The 20,209-nt window shown below is 59.7% G+C and carries 23 protein-coding genes; 14 read left to right on the forward strand and 9 right to left on the reverse strand.

Translation table 11 applies throughout. The features are described 5' to 3' along the window. The first annotated feature begins 71 nt into the window (after nucleotides 1-71). Nucleotides 72-740, forward strand: coding sequence for a hemolysin III family protein (locus tag I8E17_RS03410; RefSeq protein ID WP_113366339.1), 669 nt, complete (start codon nucleotides 72-74; stop codon nucleotides 738-740). On the opposite strand, the gene I8E17_RS03415 is transcribed toward I8E17_RS03410, so the two are convergent. After that, nucleotides 715-1,230, reverse strand: coding sequence for a hypothetical protein (locus I8E17_RS03415; protein ID WP_069616063.1), 516 nt, complete (start codon nucleotides 1,228-1,230; stop codon nucleotides 715-717). The genes I8E17_RS03410 and I8E17_RS03415 overlap by 26 nt on opposite strands. A 359-nt stretch (nucleotides 1,231-1,589) precedes the next feature. Here I8E17_RS03415 and I8E17_RS03420 point away from each other — a divergent pair, with 359 nt between their 5' ends. The 8 genes from I8E17_RS03420 (at nucleotide 1,590) to I8E17_RS03455 (ending at nucleotide 8,515) form a co-directional block, all read left to right on the forward strand. Further along, complete coding sequence (locus I8E17_RS03420; RefSeq protein ID WP_113366340.1) at nucleotides 1,590-3,986, forward strand: putative monovalent cation/H+ antiporter subunit A; 2,397 nt, start codon at nucleotides 1,590-1,592, stop codon at nucleotides 3,984-3,986. Further along, nucleotides 3,983-4,402, forward strand: a complete 420-nt coding sequence (locus I8E17_RS03425; protein ID WP_069616065.1) for a Na+/H+ antiporter subunit B — start codon at nucleotides 3,983-3,985, stop codon at nucleotides 4,400-4,402. Before I8E17_RS03420 ends, I8E17_RS03425 begins: the two co-directional genes overlap by 4 nt. Beyond that, nucleotides 4,402-4,779, forward strand: coding sequence for a Na+/H+ antiporter subunit C (locus tag I8E17_RS03430; RefSeq protein WP_069616066.1), 378 nt, complete (start codon nucleotides 4,402-4,404; stop codon nucleotides 4,777-4,779). Before I8E17_RS03425 ends, I8E17_RS03430 begins: the two co-directional genes overlap by 1 nt. Before the next feature lie 4 nt (nucleotides 4,780-4,783). Continuing rightward, the gene (locus tag I8E17_RS03435; protein ID WP_069616067.1) at nucleotides 4,784-6,346 is read left to right on the forward strand and encodes a Na+/H+ antiporter subunit D; all 1,563 of its coding nucleotides are present in this window, start codon (nucleotides 4,784-4,786) and stop codon (nucleotides 6,344-6,346) included. Then, nucleotides 6,343-6,816, forward strand: a complete 474-nt coding sequence (locus I8E17_RS03440) for a Na+/H+ antiporter subunit E (RefSeq protein ID WP_069616068.1) — start codon at nucleotides 6,343-6,345, stop codon at nucleotides 6,814-6,816. Before I8E17_RS03435 ends, I8E17_RS03440 begins: the two co-directional genes overlap by 4 nt. Beyond that, complete coding sequence (locus I8E17_RS03445; protein WP_069616069.1) at nucleotides 6,813-7,190, forward strand: cation:proton antiporter; 378 nt, start codon at nucleotides 6,813-6,815, stop codon at nucleotides 7,188-7,190. The genes I8E17_RS03440 and I8E17_RS03445 overlap by 4 nt, the downstream gene beginning before the upstream one ends. Next, the gene (gene mnhG / locus I8E17_RS03450; protein WP_069616070.1) at nucleotides 7,190-7,555 is read left to right on the forward strand and encodes a monovalent cation/H(+) antiporter subunit G; all 366 of its coding nucleotides are present in this window, start codon (nucleotides 7,190-7,192) and stop codon (nucleotides 7,553-7,555) included. The genes I8E17_RS03445 and mnhG overlap by 1 nt, the downstream gene beginning before the upstream one ends. Nucleotides 7,556-8,086: 531 nt before the next feature. After that, a complete protein-coding gene (locus I8E17_RS03455; protein ID WP_069616071.1) occupies nucleotides 8,087-8,515 on the forward strand; it encodes a MucR family transcriptional regulator in 429 nt (142 codons plus the stop codon). Nucleotides 8,516-8,587: 72 nt separating this feature from the next. Here the strand turns inward: I8E17_RS03455 and I8E17_RS03460 are convergent, their stop codons facing one another. Together I8E17_RS03460 and I8E17_RS03465 are read right to left on the reverse strand one after the other, a co-directional pair. Beyond that, nucleotides 8,588-9,010 carry a SufE family protein gene (locus tag I8E17_RS03460; protein WP_069616072.1) on the reverse strand — a complete coding sequence of 141 codons (423 nt, stop codon included), beginning with the start codon at nucleotides 9,008-9,010 and terminating at the stop codon, nucleotides 8,588-8,590. A 128-nt stretch (nucleotides 9,011-9,138) separates the two neighbouring features. Further along, complete coding sequence (locus I8E17_RS03465) at nucleotides 9,139-9,603, reverse strand: DUF5330 domain-containing protein (RefSeq protein WP_069616073.1); 465 nt, start codon at nucleotides 9,601-9,603, stop codon at nucleotides 9,139-9,141. A 453-nt stretch (nucleotides 9,604-10,056) separates the two neighbouring features. On the opposite strand from I8E17_RS03465, the gene I8E17_RS03470 reads away from it, so the two are divergent. From I8E17_RS03470 to I8E17_RS03480, 3 genes are all read left to right on the forward strand, one after another. Further along, nucleotides 10,057-11,610 carry an ATP-binding protein gene (locus tag I8E17_RS03470; RefSeq protein WP_113366341.1) on the forward strand — a complete coding sequence of 518 codons (1,554 nt, stop codon included), beginning with the start codon at nucleotides 10,057-10,059 and terminating at the stop codon, nucleotides 11,608-11,610. After that, complete coding sequence (locus tag I8E17_RS03475) at nucleotides 11,582-12,595, forward strand: peptidoglycan-binding domain-containing protein (protein WP_113366342.1); 1,014 nt, start codon at nucleotides 11,582-11,584, stop codon at nucleotides 12,593-12,595. The genes I8E17_RS03470 and I8E17_RS03475 overlap by 29 nt, the downstream gene beginning before the upstream one ends. A gap of 97 nt (nucleotides 12,596-12,692) precedes the next feature. Further along, the gene (locus I8E17_RS03480) at nucleotides 12,693-13,052 is read left to right on the forward strand and encodes a DUF1491 family protein (protein WP_069616307.1); all 360 of its coding nucleotides are present in this window, start codon (nucleotides 12,693-12,695) and stop codon (nucleotides 13,050-13,052) included. Between the two features lie 7 nt (nucleotides 13,053-13,059). On the opposite strand, the gene I8E17_RS03485 is transcribed toward I8E17_RS03480, so the two are convergent. Further along, the gene (locus tag I8E17_RS03485; protein WP_229002072.1) at nucleotides 13,060-14,067 is read right to left on the reverse strand and encodes a DUF2336 domain-containing protein; all 1,008 of its coding nucleotides are present in this window, start codon (nucleotides 14,065-14,067) and stop codon (nucleotides 13,060-13,062) included. A gap of 442 nt (nucleotides 14,068-14,509) precedes the next feature. Beyond that, a complete protein-coding gene (locus I8E17_RS03490) occupies nucleotides 14,510-14,716 on the reverse strand; it encodes a hypothetical protein (protein ID WP_069616077.1) in 207 nt (68 codons plus the stop codon). Between the two features lie 524 nt (nucleotides 14,717-15,240). On the opposite strand from I8E17_RS03490, the gene I8E17_RS03495 reads away from it, so the two are divergent. After that, nucleotides 15,241-15,408, forward strand: coding sequence for a hypothetical protein (locus I8E17_RS03495; RefSeq protein ID WP_167459816.1), 168 nt, complete (start codon nucleotides 15,241-15,243; stop codon nucleotides 15,406-15,408). A gap of 180 nt (nucleotides 15,409-15,588) precedes the next feature. Here I8E17_RS03495 and I8E17_RS03500 read toward each other — a convergent pair whose 3' ends face one another. The 3 genes from I8E17_RS03500 to I8E17_RS03510 form a co-directional block, all read right to left on the reverse strand. Further along, a complete protein-coding gene (locus I8E17_RS03500; RefSeq protein WP_069616078.1) occupies nucleotides 15,589-16,137 on the reverse strand; it encodes a DUF1254 domain-containing protein in 549 nt (182 codons plus the stop codon). After that, entirely contained in the window at nucleotides 16,130-16,717 is a 588-nt protein-coding gene (locus I8E17_RS03505; protein ID WP_069616079.1) for a DUF1214 domain-containing protein, read from the reverse strand. Before I8E17_RS03505 ends, I8E17_RS03500 begins: the two co-directional genes overlap by 8 nt. Nucleotides 16,718-16,932: 215 nt before the next feature. Then, nucleotides 16,933-19,152 carry a transglycosylase domain-containing protein gene (locus I8E17_RS03510; RefSeq protein ID WP_069616080.1) on the reverse strand — a complete coding sequence of 740 codons (2,220 nt, stop codon included), beginning with the start codon at nucleotides 19,150-19,152 and terminating at the stop codon, nucleotides 16,933-16,935. Between the two features lie 163 nt (nucleotides 19,153-19,315). Between I8E17_RS03510 and I8E17_RS03515 the strand changes: the two genes are divergently transcribed. Further along, nucleotides 19,316-19,804, forward strand: a complete 489-nt coding sequence (locus I8E17_RS03515; RefSeq protein WP_069616308.1) for a YcgN family cysteine cluster protein — start codon at nucleotides 19,316-19,318, stop codon at nucleotides 19,802-19,804. Here the strand turns inward: I8E17_RS03515 and I8E17_RS03520 are convergent. Then, nucleotides 19,782-20,111, reverse strand: a complete 330-nt coding sequence (locus I8E17_RS03520) for an MmcQ/YjbR family DNA-binding protein (RefSeq protein ID WP_069616081.1) — start codon at nucleotides 20,109-20,111, stop codon at nucleotides 19,782-19,784. The genes I8E17_RS03515 and I8E17_RS03520 overlap by 23 nt on opposite strands. Nucleotides 20,112-20,209: the final 98 nt, after the last annotated feature.

Consider the following 20,209-nt stretch of genomic DNA (forward strand, 5'->3'; position numbering starts at 1 on the left):
CGTTTGGCGCAGTTGTCTCCTCCTGTTTCTAGTGCAAGGATCGGTTTCCAACGAAAACGGAGCCGGATGAAATGACCGAATACAGAGGCATCCGCTGGGCCTATGACCGCTATGAGATTATCGCGGACGGCATCGTCAATGGTGTCGGCGTGGTCCTCGCGCTGATCGGCGCCACCGTGTTGATCTTCTATGCGACGGTTTGGAGCTCCTACGGCGAAATTGCCGCCGCCTGGATCTATGGCGTCGGCCTGGTGCTGACGCTCGGAATGTCCTTTACCTATAATCTATGGCCGGTATCCAGGACGAAATGGTTTCTGCGCCGCTTCGACCACTCTTTCATCTATGTCCTGATCGCCGCTACTTACACCCCCTTTCTGGAGCGCGGATCCGAGGACCCGCTGCTGCTTGGCGTGCTGATCGCAGTCTGGGTGTTTGCGGCGTTTGGTATCGTCCTGAAAATCCTTTTTCCGGGACGCTTCGATCGGCTGGCGATTCTGCTCTACCTTGCAATGGGCTGGAGCGGCATCCTCGTCGCCAAGCCGGTTTCCATGCATATTCCATTCGCCTCGATGCTGCTCATTATCATCGGCGGCGTCATCTATTCGCTCGGCGTGATCTTTCACGTATGGGAAAGGCTGCGCTTCCAGAATGCCATCTGGCATGGCTTCGTGGTTGCCGCCGCCGCCGTGCATTATTCGGCGGTACTGACCTGCTTCAGCCTGTCGCCGGAAAACTTTTGACGATCTCCGCCGTCGGCGCGCATTTCTTCGTCGAGCGCAGGCTGCGCACGAGGCGCATGACGATGGCGTCGTAGCGCTGCATGTCCGCCTTCGAGTAATCCATCTGGAAGAAGGCCGCGGCACCGTTGCAGAGCGCAACCCCACGCACGTAGACGATCCGCCCCTGTCTGGTGCCGGAAAAGCTGATGCCGCGCGAATTCGATTTCGAATAGGAAATCTTCCAGCCCTGGTCTCTGGCAAGCGCCACACGCCCATTCGCTTCCGATGCAAAATCGCCATTGGCAACCATCGTGCCGAAGACCTGCAGCGAAGCGGAGCGATCTGCCGGCGACAGCGACAGCCGATCGGTATCCTCGGAAGAGGCGGCAAGATGGAATTCCGACGGCAGCTCGATCGCGTAGCCAAAGCCTGCATTGTCATAGGACCACCAGTCCGCGGCAAAGGCCGGGACGGCGAAAAGAAGCAGGAGGGCGATCAGGCGGGCGAGCATTGCGGTTTCCGGGAGGCGAGATCTGCAAACCGATCAAGATTAGCGCTTTTTTGAGCGCAATTTCCATAGCGGTTCGGAAAATACCGATAAATTAGCGCAAATTCATTACAACTTCATTGCGAGCCATGCGGGAATAGCAAGGAATTCTGCAATGCTGCGACGTTCAAACCGGCATCGCGGGCTTCCGGACGATCATTGAATCCTGCAACCTCCACGGCTGCTGGCAGCAAAAATCGATTTCGTTGGTTTACGTCCGGTTTTCCCTTGTCAGGGCTTGAGGCGATGTGTCCTTTCGCCTATCCCTTCAAGACCGCTCCGGCTTTGCCGGATTCCGCATGAACGTTCAGTTAGGGGGGAGCATGGCCGCCGCCACCGCGGGCCTGACATTCCTGGCTCTATGCCTGCCCTTTCTCGGTGCGCTGACCGCGCCGGTTGTCGTTCGGCGTTTGGGCCACAATGCGGCGTGGCTCCTGGCGCTGCTTCCCACTCTCGCCTTTCTGCATTTTTCGAGCTTCCTTCCCGCCGTTGCAGCCGGCGGCATCCAAACTGGCGGTTTCGATTGGGTGCCGAGCCTTGATCTCCGGTTCTCCTGGCTGATTGACGGCCTGTCGCTGACCTTTGCGCTGCTCATCACCGGCATCGGCACGCTGATCGTCCTCTATGCCGGCGGCTATCTGAAGGGGCATGTCGATCTCGGCCGCTTCTTCTCCTTCATCTTCCTCTTCATGGGCTCGATGCTCGGCCTCGTCGTCTCGGACAGCTTCCTCACGCTGTTCGTCTTCTGGGAACTGACCTCGATCACCTCCTTCCTGCTGATCGGCTTCGATCATCATCGGGAAGCGTCGCGACGGGCGGCGCTGCAGGCGCTGGTCGTGACCGGCGGCGGCGGGCTGCCGTTGCTGGCGGGCCTGTTGTTGATCTGGCAGATCACAGGCATCGGCGCGATGTCCGATCTCCTGAAGGCTGGCGATGTCCTGCGCGCAAGCCCGCTCTATCTGGCGGCCCTGATCCTGGTGCTTGGTGGTGCCTTCACCAAATCGGCGCAGTTTCCTTTTCATTTCTGGCTGCCGAATGCCATGGAGGCGCCGACTCCGGTCTCGGCCTATCTGCATTCGGCAACCATGGTGAAGGCAGGCGTCTATCTGCTGATGCGGCTCAATCCGATCATGGGCGGGACGATGGCCTGGCAGACCATCCTGCCGGTATTCGGCGCGGCGACCTTGCTCGTCGGAACTTTGCTTGCCATCCGCCAGACCGACTTGAAGCTGAAGCTCGCCTATACGACGGTCTCCTCGCTCGGCCTGCTGGTGATGCTCACCGGTTTCGGCACCGATTATGCAGTCGAAGCTGCCGTCCTCTATCTGGTGGCGCATTCCCTGTTCAAGGGCGCCCTGTTCATGGTCGCCGGTATCGTCGATCATGAAACGGGAACACGCGATATCACCCGGCTGGGCGGCTTGCGCTCGGCCATGCCGTTGACCTTTGCCGCTGCCTTGGTCGCCGCCGTGTCGATGGGTGGTCTGCCGCCGGCCTTCGGCTTCCTTGCCAAGGAAGAGATCTATGCCGCGCTGGCACAGGCGTCGCCGGCTGCGATCATCCTCACCATCATCGCCGTGGCCGGCAATGCGCTGATGTTTGCCATCGCCTTTGCCGTGGCGCTGAAGCCCTTCGTCGGCCCGCTGACCGATACGCCTCATCAGCCGCATGAGGCGCCGCCATTGCTCTGGCTCGGACCGGTCACGCTTGCTTTACTCGGCATCGCTTCGGCTTTGTTCTCAGGCCTTTGGCACGAGTATATCTCTTCGCCGATGGCAAGCGCGGTCGGCGGCAAGGGATTGGAGATTTCGGTCTCCTTGATCCCGCATGTTGGTCTGCCTCTGGCGCTTTCTCTGTTGACCGTGCTGATCGGCGTCATCGTCTACTGGCAGCTCGATCGTGCGCGTTTCCTGATGTCCGTCGTTCTGCGCGCCCTTGGACCGGGGCCGGATCGCGGTTTTGATGGATTCATCTCCGGTCTGGTGCGGCTGTCGCACATCGTCTCGCGGATGCTACAACCTGGCCGACTGGAAATCTACGTCACCGTCACTTTCCTTTGCCTGGCGGCAATGTTGCTGATCCCTCTCGCTGCTCATGGCGAGCTGCCCGCGATGCCGGCATGGCCGAACCTACAATGGCATGAGGCGACGATCTTCCTGATCGCGGTCATCGGCGTTGGGGCGGTGGTGTTTGCACGCGACCGGCTGACGGCGATCGTTTCGCTTGGCATCCAGGGCTTTGCCGTCGCCGTCATTTTCCTGCTGTTCGGCGCACCGGATCTTTCCTTCACGCAGTTCATGGTCGAGACGCTTGCGGTGGTGATTCTGGCGCTTGTCATGACGCGGCTGCGGCTTTCGCCGTCCGATCGCCGGCCGCCGCTCGCCAGGATCGCCCATGCCGTGCTCGCCATTGCCTGCGGCAGTGGTTTTACGCTCCTGCTGCTGAAGGCGACCGACGCGCCGTTCGATCTGACGCTGACCACCTTCTTCAATCAATATTCGAAGCTCATCGCGCATGGCGATAATGTGGTCAACGTCATCATCGTCGACTTCCGCGGCACGGATACGCTCGGCGAAATCGCTGTCGTCGCCATGACCGGGCTTGCCATCCTGGCGCTGATCCGCATCCGCGCCGGCGGCGAGCGCAAGCTTGCAACCAACGATCCCGATCTTGAGGAGAAGCCCGGTTTCGAGGAAGGGATGGAGGCCGAGCGCTCATGAACACGCTGATCTTCCGCACCGCCGCGCCGTTTTTGACGGCCCTGATGTTGCTCTTCTCCATCTTCGTGCTGCTGCGCGGTCACAACGAGCCCGGCGGCGGCTTTATCGGCGGCCTGATCGCGGCTTCGGCGCTCGCGATCTATGGCATTGCCTGCGGGGTGACTGCGGTCCGCCGCGCGATCATCTTTCATCCGCTGGCGATTGCCGGTTTCGGTCTGCTTGCCTCGACCCTTGCCGGCTTGGTGTCCGTCTTTGCCGGCGTGCCGTTCATGACGGGGTTGTGGATCTATCCGCATCTCTTCGGTGTCGAGGTGCCGCTTTCCACCGTCATGCTCTTCGACACCGGCGTCTATCTGGTCGTCGTCGGCGCTATTACCTCGATCGCGCTCGCGCTCGAAGAGCGGGAGGTGGATTGATGGAAGCCGTCTTCGCCGTCGTCGTCGGCATCTTCTTCACCGCTGCGATCTATCTGATGCTGTCGCGATACTCCATCCGCATCATGCTTGGCATCGCGATCCTCGGCAACGCCGTCAACCTTTTGCTGTTCACGGCCGGTCGGGTCACGCCCGAAGTGCCGCCGATCATTCAGAAAGGCGCGGCCACGCTCGATCTTGCCGCCGCCAATCCGCTGCCGCAGGCCTTGATCCTGACGGCGATTGTCATCTCCTTCTCGTTCCTGGCTTTTCTGCTCGTCCTGACCTATCGGGCCTACCAAGCCTTGAAGACCGACAACACAGGCGAGATGCGGCTCGCTGAACCGGAGGAGCGGCCGCTGCCGCCCTTGGGGTACTGACGCCATGGCTGGACCCACGGATACCGCAGTTGATCTTTCCCAAGCGCTGGTTGCCGCGCCGATACCGATGGGACATTGGCTCGTCATTTTGCCGGTCGTCTTGTGTATCGGGCTCGGCGCGCTTCTTCTGATGCTGCGCAATCGTACCGAATGGCATGCTGCGATCGCCATTCCCGGCCTTGTGCTATTGGTGCTGATCGATGCCGCCTTGCTCTATCGGGTCGTCAGCGACGGCGCCGTGACCATGGTCATGGGGCGATGGCTGCCGCCCTTCGGCATCGCCTTCACTGTCGATATTTTCGGCGCGCTCATGGCTTTGACGGCGGCGGTCGTTGCACTCGCAGCGGGTTTCTATTCTCTTGGCGAAATCACGGTGAGTGGTCGGAGATACGGTTTCTTTCCATTCCTGATGCTGCTGCTCGCCGGCGTTAGCGGCGCCTTCTTGACGGGCGATGTCTTCAATCTCTACGTCTGGTTCGAGGTGCTGCTGATCTCGTCTTTCGGCCTGCTGATCCTCGGCTCGGAGCCGGAGCAGATCGACGGTGCGCTGAAATATGCTGTCCTCAACCTGATCGCCACCACGCTCTTTCTCGTCTCCGTCGGCTATCTTTACGCCGTCTTCGGCACGCTCAACATGGCCGATATCGCGATGAGGGCGAGGGCGGATCATAGCAACGTACCGCTGATGACGCTGGCCGGCCTGTTCCTGCTGGCCTTCGGCATCAAGGCTGCCGCCTTTCCGGTCAATTTCTGGCTCCCGGCCTCCTATCACACGCCACGCATAACCGTTTCGGCGATTTTTGCCGGCTTGCTGACCAAGGTCGGGGTCTATGCGCTGATCCGGGTTCTGGTCATGCTGCTGCCTGTCGAGCGGGCGGAGCTTGGCCCGCTCGTCGCGGTCGTTGCTATTGCCACCATGCTTGTCGGCGTCGTCGGCGCGCTCGGGGCAAACGATGTCAGGCGCATGCTCGGCTATATCGTCATCTCCGGTATCGGAACCATGCTTGCGGGTGTCGCTCTCGGCAGTGCCGCGGGCCTCAGCGGGGCGATCTTCTATGCACTGCATTCGATGGTGCTGATGACGGCACTTTACCTGCTCGCAGGGCAGGCGGCTCGGCTCGGCGGCAGCTTTTCCTTGAGCGCCCTCGGTGGCCTCTATCGCCGCAACGGCTGGTTTGCCGGCATCTCGCTGGTGCTGTTCTTCGCCATTAGCGGCTTGCCGCCCTTTTCCGGCTTCTGGCCCAAGGTCGTGCTCGTGAAGGCGGCGCTCGCGACGGGCGCATGGTGGCTTGCCGCAACAATCCTTTTGGCCGGTTTCCTGACGACGATCGTGTTCGGGCGGGTATTTCTCCTGGCCTATTGGCGCCCGGCGGCGACAGATGGGATCGCAGCGGAGCCGATTGCATGGCAGGCGGCGCTGCCGCTCCTTGCTCTTTCTGTGCTTGTCGTCGGCTTCGGCCTGTTTCCGGAATGGCTCCTGCACCTGACGCAGGCCGCCGCTGCCGGCCTTGAGCAACCGTCGGCCTATCTGCGCTCCGTCTTTCCCACGGCAGGAGGCGCGCAATGATCCTGTTCGTCTTCAATCTGCTGCTCGCCATCGTCTGGGTAGCCATTACCGGCAGCGCTTCCTTCCTCAATCTGGTTTTCGGATTCGTCCTTGCGGCAATTGCGCTGGCGATCGTCCGCTCGTCCTATGGCGGCGTGCTTTATCTCGGCCGTGCCCGCCGCATTTTGGCATTGCTGTTGCTGTTCATACGGGAGCTCGCCAAGTCGGTCTGGGCGGTCGCCGTCGCCGTCATGAGCCCCAGGATGGACGTGAAGCCCGGTATCTTCGCCTTTTCCTTGACGGTCGATCGCGATTTCGAAATCACGCTGCTTGCCAATCTTATCACACTGACGCCGGGAACTCTGTCCGTCGACGTCTCCGAAGATCGCAAGACGCTTTACGTCCATGCGCTCGATTGCTCCGATCCGGAGGCCATCAGGCGCATCATCGCCGATGGCTTCGAGCGCCGGATCATGGAGGCTTTCCGATGATGGCCGCGTCCGTCGTTTCGGCCGCCGCGATGGTGGCGCTCGGCATTCTGAGCATTGCCTTCCTGTTGACCGTCTATCGTGTGGTGGCCGGCCCGACCTTGCCGGACCGGGTTCTCGCGCTCGACATGCTGGTGGCGATCGCCATCGGCTTCATCGCCATCATCGCCATCAAGACGGGTTTCACGCTCTATATCGATATTGCCATCTCGCTCGGTCTCGTCGGCTTTCTCGCGACGGTCGCCTTCGCACGGTTCATCCTGACACAGGGGCAATCGGATGCCGTGCAACAGGCTGGCGCAGGACCGGATGAGAATATCGCAGCCGAAGGCAAAAAGAGGCGTAAGCACCGCGGGCGGAAGAAGGAAGGGCGATAGTGGATTTGCTTTGGGCCATCATAGTAACCGTGCTTCTACTTTCGGGTGCGCTGTTCTCGCTCATCGCGGCGATTGGCATCGTGCGCCTTCCCGATCTCTACAGCCGCATGCATGCGGCGTCGAAGGCGGGTACGGTCGGCTCCGGCCTGCTACTACTTGCAGTCGGTATCCACTCGCAGGACATATCGGTCCTGGCAAGAGCATTGGCGGGTTTCGTCTTTTTCGTGCTGACGGCACCGATCGCAGCACATCTTCTCGCGCGGGCTGCACATAGGGCCGGACACCGGCTGACGCCGCCTTCCGTGCGGGATGAACTGCTGGCGAGGGAGCAGATCACCAAAAGCGCGTATAGAAAGAAGGGCTAACAAACGTGGAAATTGTTCAGAAAGGAATAGCTGTTCGCGTTATTAGTTATCTGTTTTTTAATAGATGAATTTTTTGCGAAGAAATGTAGGGATTAAAAACTGGACATTTGGATAAAGAGTGCTAATTCAGATTCAAGTAGAGTTCTGATGTTGAGTTAGTCTCGACCGGGTTTAAGCTCTCGATGCTTTTATCTTTCTTTGATGAAAAGCTGAGCAAAACTTTCTTCCGGTAAGCGATTAAAGATCGCTATCGCGGTCGCTAATTCTGATGTCAGGCGGCAAGGGGCGGTTTTCTCTCGCGTGAGGTCTAGGGGTGGATTTCATGCGGTAAGAAATTTGGTTTTATCCACCGTTTTCTTGCTGGTGACTGCTACGAATACGAGCAATGCGTTTGTGCGGATTGTTCGGCGCTGGGACATAGCGAAATCGACAGATTTCCGTAGCCGAGCGCGAAATATATAGCAACGTTGTGCCCTGCGTGCTCTCCGGAGGCGCGGACGCAGCAGGCAAGCCGATGAACAGGAGAACACAATGACAGATGCGGCCCTTGGCAATGGGCAGGAGTTACTGGTTGAACTGACCGCCGACATTGTTGCGGCCTATGTCAGCAACCATGTCGTACCGGTCAGCGACCTTCCGAATTTGATTTCCGACGTACATTCCGCCTTGAGCAGCACCTCGGCCCCGGCACCTGCCGTAACCGTGGTCGAAAAGCAGAAGCCGGCCGTATCCGTTCGCAAATCCGTGCAGGATGACCAGATCACCTGCCTCGAATGTGGTGGCAGCTTCAAGTCTTTGAAGCGCCATCTCATGACCCATCATGGTCTTTCGCCGGAAGAATATCGCGAAAAGTGGGACCTCGCTGCCGATTATCCGATGGTGGCGCCAGCCTATGCGGAAGCCCGTTCGCGCCTGGCAAAGGAAATGGGCCTCGGCCAACGTCGCAAGCGCGGCCGCTGAGAGTTCCATAACGACCTTAAAGATAACCCGGCTTTTGGGCCGGGTTATCCGCATGTTGGCTGCAGGAGCGGCCTATGCCACGGCCCTGACACGAGCCTCTTCGCGAATGCGTTTGATCATCGAGCGCAAGCCGTTGGCGCGCTGTGAGGACAGATGCTCCACCAGCCCGATCTTCCCGAAGACATCGAGTGCGTCGAGAGCCGCGATTTCCGAAGCTGGCTTGCCGGAATAGGTGGCAAGCACGATCGCCACCAACCCGCGCACGATATGCGCGTCTGAATCGCCTTCAAAGGTCAATATCGGATTGTCCGGATCGCCAGATGCATGCGTGACGAGCCAGACCTGGCTCGCACAGCCCTGCACTTTGTTTTCCAACGTCCGCTTTTCCTCCGGCAGGTCGGGCAGCGCCTTGCCGAGCTCGATTACAAAGCGGTAGCGATCCTCCCATTCGTCCAGGAAGGAAAAGTCTTCGATGATCTTCTCAAGCGGTGTCATTGCAGCAGTCCAGATTGTCCATTGTCTTGGATATAGGCGAAACGGTACCCGATTTGAACCCGGGACGACAAAGAACGCCATCGACCATAGGGGTCGGTGGCGCTGAAGTTGGGGCCAATGGAGAAATGTCAGATATGTGGGCGCGGCATCGGCAGTGGAATGGAGGACGGCAGCTTGACCGTGCCGGTAACGACGACGTCGGCCGTTTCCGTACCCGTGATGCGCTTGGCCGGCATTGGCTGCGCCATGGCGGCGATCTGATCGGTGCCCGTGTGAGCCGTTGCGGCAGCTGCCTGCGGATTTGCGTCGTGATCCTTGAAATGACGGCCGAGCATGTCGTAGGCGACGCGAGCGCCGTCGCCGACCTGATAGCCGAGCGCCGTCAGCGTTTCGCCGCCCTTGGCACAGACATCCGGCTTCTCGTTGCACATGGCGCCGACATATTGAACGACGCCCGATGCAGCCGAAATCGCATCGGTAACCTGCAGCGTCGCTTCACCTGCCGGCCGCGGCGCACCCTCGGGCTTTGCAAAGATCGGCAGGAACATGAGAACCAGCGAAAACCAGAACCCTGCTCTAATCAGAAACCACATCGCCTAGCCCCATCCTCTCTGTCGCTCGGCTCGATCGCCGATTCGGACTTGCCCGTCCGATCTGGTTCGAACCCTATCTGGCAGAGGACAACAGCGCTTTTCAAAAGTCGGCAGCATTTTCTGCAATTTTGATTCAAATTTTAGCTTTCCGGCTTTGACCAGCATTTGGTTCAAATTGTAGCGATTGCCGTTAAGCATGTCTCGCCCTATCCACCTGATATACAGGGGTTTGCGAATGCAAGCCTTGCCGCAAAAGTTAACGCGCGGCAGAAATACGAATAAAATCCGTTGCTTACCTGCTGTTAACCACAAAAAACAATGGTCCCTCATTCTGCGTCAAAACGGGATTTTGAGCCCTTTTCGGCCGTCTTCAGCGTTCCTTCTTTATTCTTTCCTTAAGTCGGCGGGGCCTATTGTGCGGTCCGATAAGTGACCGTTTTGACGGGTTGTAGTGTGCGCGTATTGAGTGACATTTCTGTCGGGGCTGTAGCCCTCGTGGACCGGGTAGGCCGAAGCTGGCTTTCCCGAACGAGCGGGGATGGCGAAGTCCATGGGCAGGAATTGGCGATCCTGCGCCGGCTTGCGCTTGCTTCTTCCGTCGCGCTCTTTGCCGTTCCGGCGGGTCTTTCCCTCCTTACCAGCCCGGCCGTGGCGCTGCCTGCCGGCGTGGCCACGGTATGCGCCGCCTTCCTCTTTTCGGCTGTGGGCAGCATCGCGCTGTCGCGTCAGCGGCCTGCCCTCCACCCGGCAGAGGCTGTCGTCGTCGAGCACCGCGATCTGATGCTGGAGTCGGCCTTCGGCCTCGTCCTGCTGCTCAACCCCCAGGGCAATGTAACCACGGTCGGTGGTCGCGATCGTGCGGAATTCCTGAGCTGGATGCGCGACCCCGCCGGGCGTGGCTTCGTCGAGCAGATCCACGTATCAGACAGAATCGTCTTCCTGCAGGCGATCGATGTACTGCGCCAGGGAAGGGATGCCCATAGCGCCGATTTGCGCCTGGAACGGTCGGCGGTCGTCGGCGGTGATGACCAGTTCGTCAATGTGCGCATGGAGCTGACCGCGCGCCGCGATGGCGAGGGGCGCCTGACGGCAATCGTCAGCCAACTGCGCGATATCTCTCAGGACCAGCAGCTCCGCGAGGATGCGGCGCGCAAGGCGGCTGAGGCGGAATCGGCCAATGATGCCAAGTCGCGCTTCCTGGCTGCCGTCAGCCATGAGCTGCGTACCCCGCTCAACGCCATCCTCGGCTTTTCCGATATTCTGAGCGGCGAATATTTCGGCAAGCTGGAAAATGACCGCCAGCGCGAATATGTCGGCCTGATCCGCCAGTCGGGTGCCCATCTTCTGTCGGTCGTCAACACCATGCTCGATATGAGCAAGATCGAGGCCGGCCGCTACGAACTGCTGCTCGAATCCTTCGCGATCGAAGATACCATTGCGACATGCGAAGCAATGCTCGGGCTGCAGGCGAAGGAAAAGGGGCTGACGCTGACAAGCCGCATCCAGCGCGGCCTCGGCGAGATCGTCGCCGACCAGCGGGCGATCCAGCAGATCCTCATCAACCTCGTCGGCAACGCCATCAAATTTACCGATGCGGGTGGCGCGATCACCATTGATGCGGCCTTGGCCGATGGCATGTTGAAGCTGTCGGTCGGCGATACGGGCATCGGCATTGCCAGCGAACGGCTGGCATCGCTCGGCCAGCCCTTCGTGCAGATCCAGAACGATTACACCCGCCGTTATGCCGGCACTGGTCTCGGCCTGTCGCTCGTCAAGGGTCTCGTCGGCCTGCATGGCGGAAACTTCTCGATTGCCAGCGCGCCGGGCGAGGGCACAGTCATTACCATCCTCATTCCGTTCGACGGCTCCGGTGCCGTGACAATGCAGCAGCCTGTGGATGTTAATCGCCCTGTCGATTTTCCGCCGCGCCTGAAACATACTGTGGAGATAGATGAAGGGCGAAACAAGGAATTGATGAATGGCCCCGCAAAAGCGAAAATCGCCTAACGGAAGAGGGAAGGGCAAGCGCAAGCAGCCCGGCCTGGCTTCCCGTGGTGCGGTTGCCCTTGGCAGCCTGAGCCTGCGCGGCAGCACTGCGCTGGGCGGCCTTGGCCTTCGCGGTGTGGGTGCGCTCGCCGCTCTGATCGGCAGTGCAGTCGGCCGTCATCCCGCCATTGCCGGCGGCGTCGCGCTCTTCTTCGGGGTTTTCGGTTTCGTCACCGCCAACGCGCTCTGGTATCAGACGGGTGCGCATCCATCGCCCATAATGCGTACCCGCGATCCCGCATCTCCTTACCAGATCCCCGGCCGCAAATCCTTCCTGCACGCGCAGCAGGCCGATGCCGGCAATGTCACCACCTTTCGGATAGAAAGGCAGGATTCGGCTTCCAATTCCGCCACGGCACCCTCGACAGCACAGTCGTCCAGCGCGCCGTCGAAACTGATTGCCGATGTACAGGCTGAACTCAGCCGTCACGGCCTCTATGATGGCGCAGCCGACGGGAAGCCGGGATCGCGCACGACATCGGCCATCCTCTTCTTTCAGGAGGCGTCTGGTCTTCCGCAAACCGGCACGCCGACACCGGAGCTTCTGGCCGCCCTCAAGGCCAGCAATGCCGCCGCTGCACAGCCGGCCAGCGGCAGAGCGAATGCGACGGCTGCCGTCCCCGCCGAGCGCCCCGTCAACGTTTCCGCCACGGCTGATGCAATCGACCCGGTTGCTGCCGCCATACAGAATGCCGAAAAGAACTCGAAGACCGGCGCGGTAGCGGCCAAAGCAACGCCCAGCGATGCGGTCAACAAGGTCAATATGGTCATGCAGATCCAGAAGGGTCTGAGCAACATCGCCTATAGCAATGTCAGCATCGACGGCGTAGCCGGAGAGCAGACGAAGGCAGCGATCCGCCGCTTCCAGAAGCACTATCGCCTGCCGGAAACCGGCGAGCCGAATATGGCGGTCCTCAAGAAGCTGCAGGATATCGGCGCGCTCTGAAGCCAGCGGTACAAGCCTCTGCCGCAAACCTGGTGACGACTACGCGCTGCAGGCGGCTTCAATTGCCTTGGCGAGCATGCATCGCTATAGCTCGAGCATGAGATTGCGCAGCGACATCTTTGTTTCCGCCCTTGTCCGCCGCTTGTTTGCGCGTGGGGATTTTGCCGCTGTCGAGCACAAGGGCGAGGAGCAGGCTGGCGCGATCTTCATCCGCCAACGTTTCCGCGATGGATCGGAGACCCTCTATGCGCCGGCACCGCAGAGCCTGTTCGATGAGGAGGAGAGCGGGACGCGGCTCTTCGAGATCCGCATCGAGCGGAAGGAACCGCAGGAAATCCGTGAAACCCTTGATCGCGAGCTGAAATTCGATCCTGATTTATGGATCGTCGAACTGGAAACGGACGATATCGCCGATATCGTCCCATTGGCCGGTTTCCGCGCCAATCCGCTGGATTGAGCCGTCTTTACCGACGGTTTGCCGCACGCAATTCGCGAAGAGAACCTGATTTTGCCCCGAACAACGGCGCTTCAGGACGCTGCGCCGGCTTTTCCTGCGGCAGATAGGTGTAACTGTCGGCGCGGCGCCATGCCTCGACGCGCGCCTGGCTCTCTTCCGAGTCGATATCATCGAGCACCAGCCACGCCCGGCTGACGCTGCCATGCCGTTCGGCCAGATGCGGATAGAAGCGCTCCAACGAGTAGACGGCATCGGCGATGCCCATGCCGAGGCTCACCAGCGTGACGGCAAGTTGTTGCCCCGAAGTGTCGAGCAGAATGCGTTCAGCAAGCCAGTAGCTGGAGGAGAGGGCATCGGCAAGCGTCGTTGCGAATTGCACCGCATCGCGTTCGCGCGCAAAGCGGACGAGCAGCGCTTCCTGCGTCTCGCTAAGGCTGCGCAGACCGAGCCGGTCGCTGTCATCGCGGTTGAGATGGCGTGCAGCCTGTTTGATCTGCTGGCGCAAGATTTCTTCGCGCGATTGCCGTGCGGTTTCTGTCGCCTCGACTTGGGATGCAGCGACGGCTGCCGGTTGTTCCGGCACTGTCATGCCGCGTTCCGGTTCGGCCTGATGCAGACCGACGAGCGCATCGATGACCTTGGGGGAGAGCGAGGAGCGGCGCACGATTGCCCGTGCATGGGCGGCCCCTTGCGTGCGTGCGATGGTGATGAGTGTATCGTCGTCGATCGCCTGCGAACTCGTGAGGAACGGAGCGGCAATGGCGATCGGCTGACAGCCGATGAACAGGGCAACGGCCTGGGGCACGGTTTCACATTGGGAGAGAGCGGCAACCGCCTGCCGCTTTGCCTCGTCCGAAGATGCCTGGAAAACGGGGGTGAAAAGCTCGGCGAACTGGCGAAGTTCCGATTTGGACGGATGGCCCATGCCTTCGAAGCTGGTGATCGTCGCCATTAGAACCACGTCCTTCTTGCGGACAGTCGCAGGCTCTTCAAGGTCTCTAAACCGATCACGCACGCCAACACCCATACTGATACGCCGAACAAAAAAGCAGGGAGCCCGAAGGTCGCCCATGGCCTCCGCTTTACTTCACTCCAGTCGAACGGGACGACTCTTTCGATAAAGAGGGCGTCCTCGATGATGACTGTCGAAACGGGTATGGACACGGTCGTCCTTGTCTGGCTTTCGAGAAAGACTAAGGCCGGCAGGGTTAATGGTTCGTGAAAACTTTATTAAAATCCGAATAAAAATTGCGCGTTAAGCTTGCGCGAGGAGTCCAGCGGCTTTTTGGCCGCAGGGACAGCAGTTCGGGGCGAAAGCGGACCTGTGGAAAACCGTTCTGGGCATGGGTGCTTACAGACAAATTCAACCTATGAGTGCTTCTGCTGTGGAGATAGTCAAAAGCGATGTCACTCGCTGCAAAAGCGGAGATCCGGCTTCTTGATGCAGGTGGGATTCTTCAGATGTCCTTATGCTCGCGCAAGGCTGCGAGCAGCTTTTCCGAGGTGTTGTAGCCGGATTGAAAAAGGCCGATTGCCGCCGTGGCCGCGAACTGGGCTTCCGTGCTTCTAATATCGATCCGCTTTTCCAGGCACCACCCATCCAGCGCATCGCGCAGGACGGTGACGTCCTCCGGTAAAAAGACGGAACTACCCGCCGCAAACATTGATTGCCCTCGAATTACGGCCTTACATTACGTTAATTTTTCGTGAGCGCAAATAATATTTGTGTGACGCTTTTCTGCAACGTGGTATTCGCGCTTTCCATGTGCCCGCCGGGTTATATGTTGAGTTAAGTACATGATATTTCTTGATTTCATGGCAAAAGCGCGTTCTGCAATTTTTCAACGGCCGATGAAACCAAAGCCGCCGTCACGGCGTTAATAGAGCACGACGAGTGATGCCGGGAATGACGAGCGACGGGAATTAGCATTCTGTTAACTGCGATATGTCTGAATTCCGATTGAAAGCAGCCATTGGCAGAATGTGATCGAGTGTAAAGACAGCATGGAAGCCGAAAAATCGGTGCTCATGCCACGGTGTAAGGGAAATGCCGTGAGAAGGCGCGGATGCCTCCATTGAAGCCCAAAACAAAGGCTGGAACGGAGGGGAGCGCTAGCCCGCTTCAGTGGCGGGCAGGGTGAAATCAAGTCGCAGGTTCATCCGTCTCGAGACGTTAATGGAGACGAGAATGGCAAAGATCATATCTCTTTCGGATTGGCGATTGCGCCTGCCGCCGCGCGCCCAGAAGGAACCGGTGGAGGCAAAGATACTATTGTTCACCGGCGTACGTTACGAGCATCTTGATACGCCAACGCATCGCCCCGGGGCAGGCCCGAAGCGGGCAAAGGGAAAGTAAGCGCTTCAACATATGCAAGCGCGTGGCGAGTTCTCGCGCCTGCCGGTTATCGTCGCTGTCCAGCCGAATAGCGCTTGCTGGCGCCACTCGCCACGGGCCGCCAGCTTCCCGCCGCATAATTCCAGATTCAGGGTTTTCAGCCAAAGATTTTAGCTCCTAAGATCTCAGCCCCAAAAGATTTCAGCCATTGTCGAATTCGTCACAGCCGGCCTCGGAGAGAAATTCTTGCGCCGCATCGTCGAAACTCGCTTGCGGCGCCATGGTGCGCAGCACCGCATAGCCTTGAGCCCGCGGCACTTCCACCAGGATCGATTGGGTAAGCGCGGGTGGCAGTGCCTTGCGTATGCCAGTCAGCTGGACAGGCGATGCAAGCAGCAAATCGAGCGTTCCGCCGACCGACGTACGGTCGCTCATGCTGAACACTTCATTGGATGCCGCGTCATAGATGGCAAGCGACCAGAACGGCACCTTGCCCTTCGCGGTCAGATGAACGGGCGTATCCTCGATGTCGAAGGCGCAGACAGCCGTGCGGATATAGGGATCGGTATTGGAAAGCCCCGCATCGTCATCCTTGTTGTCGAGCATATAGAAATGATTTTCGTCACCCTCGTCCGATACACGCGTATAGGCGTCCCGATCGGAGAAATGCGGCAGCGACAGAATGATAATGATATGCAACAGCACCGCGCCGAATAGGCCGGTGAGGATCGCGAAGACGAATCTAAACATTGCCGCATCCGATCTTCTCGAGTTTCGGCATGCCGAGATCGATCAGGCCGGAATTGCTGGCCGCCGGCGAATCCAGGAGCGTCCATACCAGGCGGAAATTGCCGGATGGCGGCAGGGCGAGCCAGTTGCCCGCCTGGGGATTGGATGAAACCGTGATGTTGAAGGTCGAATCCGGCTTGCGCAGCACCACCCAGGAATTGATGGTGGAAGGGCGACCGGCAGCGTCTTCGATCGGCCGGCCGTCATTGCCGGCGATGAAGAGGGTCCAAAGCCTTGCCGGCGGCGTCTGGCCGCTGATGCGGTAGGTGCAATTTGCGGTCAGCCGCGCTTTGCTGTCATCGTCGGAGGCGGTAAACACCAGCCCCTCGGCTGTGCCGTACAGCAAACGCCCCGCGCGTGCTCGATGCGATTTCGCATAAGGGTCCGCATCCGTCGTCTGCATTTCGGGGAACGCCTGCCAGGCGCCAAGCTTGATCGCGCCGAAGCCGGAGGTGACATCCAACGCCAGAAGCGTGAACACGATACCGCCGCCAAAGGCGATGACAAGCGAAAGCGCAACAAGAAGGGGAACTCGGAACACCCTGGGATCGTCCTCGTGACAAATCGGTGTCGATTTATTCCTGATTCTGGCGGTAGGGGGAAGGGCAAGCCACCATTTACGGCTGTCTTGGGAACAATAGGCAAGATCGGGAACGGCAGTAGGCATCCAAAACGCCGGCTTCCATCCTTCGATTCGACGGCAGGTTTGCCGCCGTCATCTGCCTCGCGCTGCAGTACAGTTTCGGGGAGGGTCGGTCACTCAGGCGCAGTCGTGCTGCGATGCTCCGCCGTCGCCACCTTCTGCGCGCCGAGCGGTGTCGCCGCCTTCAGCCTTTCGCCGATACCGCGCAGGATATTCGTGGAGTCTACCGAAAGCGAGCGCGGGCGCACCAGCGGCGGCAGGGCGCTACTGGCGGTGTCGGCGGGCTTCTTGGCGGCAACTGTTTGCGGCTTCTGCACCGGGAAGGGGTTGGTGATGCCCGGGATCGGCTTCAGCACGATGCCCTGATTGGCGTAGTCCATGATCTTCTTGAAGGTCATGGCCGGCAGCGTGCCCCCCGTCATGTTGTTCGTGGAGGTATAGTCGTCATTCCCGAACCAGACGGCGCAGGTGTAGTTGCCGGTAAAGCCGATGAACCAGGCATCGCGATAGGCCTGCGTGGTGCCGGTCTTGCCGCCGACCACGATACCATTGTCGAGTGCCGCTCTGCGGCCGGTGCCGATCACCGGAACCTGCGTCAGCATCTGGTTCATGTAGGAGGTGGCTTTTTCGCTCAGAACCCGCTTGGCTGGCGTCTCGTCACGGCCGAAATCATAGAGCACCTTGCCGTCATAGCCGGTGATCTGCTCGATGCCGTGGCGGCGCGACTGCATGCCGTTGGCCGGGAACACCGCGTAGGCCGTGGCCTGATCGAGCACCGTCACTTCCGAAGTGCCGATCGGAATGGTCTTGTCGTTTCGGATCGGCGTTTCCACGCCCATGGCCTTGGCCATGTTGCGGATGGGCTGAATGCCGAATTTCTCCTTGGCAAGCCGCACGGGGATAGTGTTGATCGATTGCGTCAGCGCCTGGGTGAGCGTCACCTTGCCTTCGTAGCGGTTCTCGTAATTATGCGGGCTCCAGTTGCCCCAGCTGATCGGCGCATCGACGATGGTGGACGTCGGCGTCATGCCGTTCTCCATCGCGACCGAATAGGTATAGATCTTGAAGGACGAACCGGGCTGGCGCAGCGCCTTGGTCGCGCGGTTGAACTGGCTTTCGCCATAGTCGCTGCCGCCGACCATGGCGCGCACAGCGCCGCCATTTTCGATGACGACGGAGGCGCCCTGTTTAGCCTTATAGCGCTCGCCGAACTCCATCAGGCTGGATTGAACCGAATCCTCCGCCGCCTTCTGCAGCCCCATATCGATGGTGGTGCGCACGATCAGCGAGCGCTCGGGGAACCGCGTAGCAAGCCTCTGCACTTCATCGAAGGCCCAATCGAGGAAATAATCCGGGGATTCGATCTGAGCGCGGTCGACCACCGAAGCCGGGTTGCGCCGCGCGGCGATCACCTGTCCCTCGGTCATCAGCCCGCTTTGCACGAGATTGGACAGCACGTCGTTGGCGCGGGCGCGCGCCGCCGGCAGGTTGACATGCGGCGCATATTTCGCCGGCGCCTTGAAGAGGCCGGCGAGCATCGCGGCTTCCGCCAGATTGACGTCGGTAATGCTCTTGCCGAAATAGAATTGCGCCGCCGCCGCTGCGCCGAAGGTACCGCCGCCCATATAGGTGCGGTCGAGATAGAGGCTCAGGATCTCCTTCTTTGAGAGATTGGCCTCCAGCCAGATCGCCAGGAAGGCTTCCTTGACCTTGCGTTCGATGGAGCGCTCATTGCTGAGGAAGATGTTCTTGGCAAGCTGCTGCGTCAGCGTCGAGCCTCCCTGGACGACGCCGCCGGCCTGCGCGTTGACGGTGACCGCGCGGAACAGGCCGATGACGTCGATGCCGAAATGGTCGAAGAAGCGCCGGTCCTCGGTCGCCAGCACTGCCTTGATGAAATAGTCCGGCAGCTGGTCTACCGGCACGGAATTCTCGTGAATGATGCCGCGATGGCCGATGACGTTGCCATAACGATCGAGGAAGGTGACGGCGAAATTGCCGCGGTTGCGCCAGTCGCCCTGCGTCGCCTCAAAGGCCGGCATGGCGAGCATCAACATGACGACGGAACCGGCTGTTCCCAGCGTCAAGCCTTCACCGAGCAGTTCGAAAAAGATGCGTTTCCAGCCGCGGACGCGGAAGCGGCGGAAGAAGATGGTGATCTCCTCCCATGCCTCGGCGAGACCGAAGCCGGCATTCCACAAAGTGGAGTCGATCCATGAATCAAGGCGCAAAAAGAAATAGCGCTTGCGACGCCGCGGCTTTTCGGCCCCGTTATCCCTAGGCGTCTCGGGCTCCATCTTCGGCCCGTTTTCTGGATTGGATGGGTCTTCCACGCTCTACTTCCCGACCACATTACTGCCGCGTGTCTTCTTGTGGCACACGCAAAGCCCATTATCTCATAGGACGGCTAATTGAATAATTGGTTGATTTAGAGAAAAGAACAAGAGACATGCATGCCGCAGCCCGAATTCCTCTCGGGTGGCGAGGACGACGATGATGACAGACGAGATACCCTTCTGGAAAAGCAAGACCCTGGCGGAGATGAGCCCGTCGGAATGGGAAAGCCTTTGCGACGGCTGTGGCCTCTGTTGTCTCAACAAGCTCGAGGAGTGGGATAGCGGCGACGTCTATTTCACCTCGATCCGCTGCAAGCTGATGGACGGCGAAAGCTGTCGCTGCACCAGCTACCCGAACCGTTGGGATTTCGTGCCCGACTGCGTGCAGCTGACGCCGGAGAAGGTTCCGGAGCTGGAATGGCTGCCGCCCACCTGCGCCTATCGCCTCGTCAACGAGGGTCGCGATCTCTATTGGTGGCATCCGTTGATCTCGGGCGATCCGGAAACGGTGCATATCGCCGGTGTTTCCGCCCAAGGGCGCACCGTCAGCGAGAACGATGTCGATCTTGACGATTTCGAGGATTATGTCGTCGACTGGCCGCTGACCGTCGAGGATGACATGATGCCTAATCCTCCGGCAAAGCCATAGATTTCGGCGCCACGTTTCGCCAAGCCTGGCGCAAGAGCCTTTTGATCTCCTCGTTTCCGGCATCGCGATGGAAAAGTCGCGTCCATCCTTTCAGGCCCCAGCTGCCGGGCACAGCGGCGACATGCCTTGGCATGACGGCCGAAGCCATCTGCTGCTGGTCCGGCGTCAGCTTGACGACGCAGAAATCCGGTCCCCGAAGTGTCATGAAAATCTTGCCCCGAACACGAAAGTCGCGGGTTCCGAAGTGCGAACTCTCTGCTGCTTCCGGCAGGCCAAGGGCAAGGGATATAAGGTCCTCGTCGGTCATGGCCGCGACAGTATCATCTCCATGCAGTAAATGGAGGCTTGAAAAGGGTGCGACCAAACGGTTCTACGACGAGATGGTGAGTTTATTGAATTGAGCCT

The sequence above is a fragment of the Rhizobium sp. AB2/73 genome, from assembly GCF_020871915.1.
Taxonomy (GTDB): domain Bacteria; phylum Pseudomonadota; class Alphaproteobacteria; order Rhizobiales; family Rhizobiaceae; genus Rhizobium; species Rhizobium dioscoreae.

What these genes read in the sequence shown, in the direction of transcription:
- I8E17_RS03465 (WP_069616073.1), bottom strand. Translation starts at nt 9,603, where the DNA reads ATGTGGTTTCTGATTAGAGCAGGGTTCTGGTTTTCGCTGGTTCTCATG.
- I8E17_RS03495 (WP_167459816.1), top strand. Translation starts at nt 15,241, where the DNA reads ATGGCAAAGATCATATCTCTTTCGGATTGGCGATTGCGCCTGCCGCCG.
- I8E17_RS03460 (WP_069616072.1), bottom strand. Translation starts at nt 9,010, where the DNA reads ATGACACCGCTTGAGAAGATCATCGAAGACTTTTCCTTCCTGGACGAA.
- I8E17_RS03415 (WP_069616063.1), bottom strand. Translation starts at nt 1,230, where the DNA reads ATGCTCGCCCGCCTGATCGCCCTCCTGCTTCTTTTCGCCGTCCCGGCC.
- I8E17_RS03490 (WP_069616077.1), bottom strand. Translation starts at nt 14,716, where the DNA reads ATGTTTGCGGCGGGTAGTTCCGTCTTTTTACCGGAGGACGTCACCGTC.
- I8E17_RS03435 (WP_069616067.1), top strand. Translation starts at nt 4,784, where the DNA reads ATGGCTGGACCCACGGATACCGCAGTTGATCTTTCCCAAGCGCTGGTT.
- I8E17_RS03455 (WP_069616071.1), top strand. Translation starts at nt 8,087, where the DNA reads ATGACAGATGCGGCCCTTGGCAATGGGCAGGAGTTACTGGTTGAACTG.
- I8E17_RS03440 (WP_069616068.1), top strand. Translation starts at nt 6,343, where the DNA reads ATGATCCTGTTCGTCTTCAATCTGCTGCTCGCCATCGTCTGGGTAGCC.
- I8E17_RS03410 (WP_113366339.1), top strand. Translation starts at nt 72, where the DNA reads ATGACCGAATACAGAGGCATCCGCTGGGCCTATGACCGCTATGAGATT.
- I8E17_RS03425 (WP_069616065.1), top strand. Translation starts at nt 3,983, where the DNA reads ATGAACACGCTGATCTTCCGCACCGCCGCGCCGTTTTTGACGGCCCTG.
- I8E17_RS03420 (WP_113366340.1), top strand. Translation starts at nt 1,590, where the DNA reads ATGGCCGCCGCCACCGCGGGCCTGACATTCCTGGCTCTATGCCTGCCC.
- I8E17_RS03500 (WP_069616078.1), bottom strand. Translation starts at nt 16,137, where the DNA reads ATGTTTAGATTCGTCTTCGCGATCCTCACCGGCCTATTCGGCGCGGTG.
- I8E17_RS03520 (WP_069616081.1), bottom strand. Translation starts at nt 20,111, where the DNA reads ATGACCGACGAGGACCTTATATCCCTTGCCCTTGGCCTGCCGGAAGCA.
- I8E17_RS03445 (WP_069616069.1), top strand. Translation starts at nt 6,813, where the DNA reads ATGATGGCCGCGTCCGTCGTTTCGGCCGCCGCGATGGTGGCGCTCGGC.
- I8E17_RS03430 (WP_069616066.1), top strand. Translation starts at nt 4,402, where the DNA reads ATGGAAGCCGTCTTCGCCGTCGTCGTCGGCATCTTCTTCACCGCTGCG.
- I8E17_RS03480 (WP_069616307.1), top strand. Translation starts at nt 12,693, where the DNA reads ATGAGATTGCGCAGCGACATCTTTGTTTCCGCCCTTGTCCGCCGCTTG.
- I8E17_RS03515 (WP_069616308.1), top strand. Translation starts at nt 19,316, where the DNA reads ATGACAGACGAGATACCCTTCTGGAAAAGCAAGACCCTGGCGGAGATG.
- I8E17_RS03475 (WP_113366342.1), top strand. Translation starts at nt 11,582, where the DNA reads ATGGCCCCGCAAAAGCGAAAATCGCCTAACGGAAGAGGGAAGGGCAAG.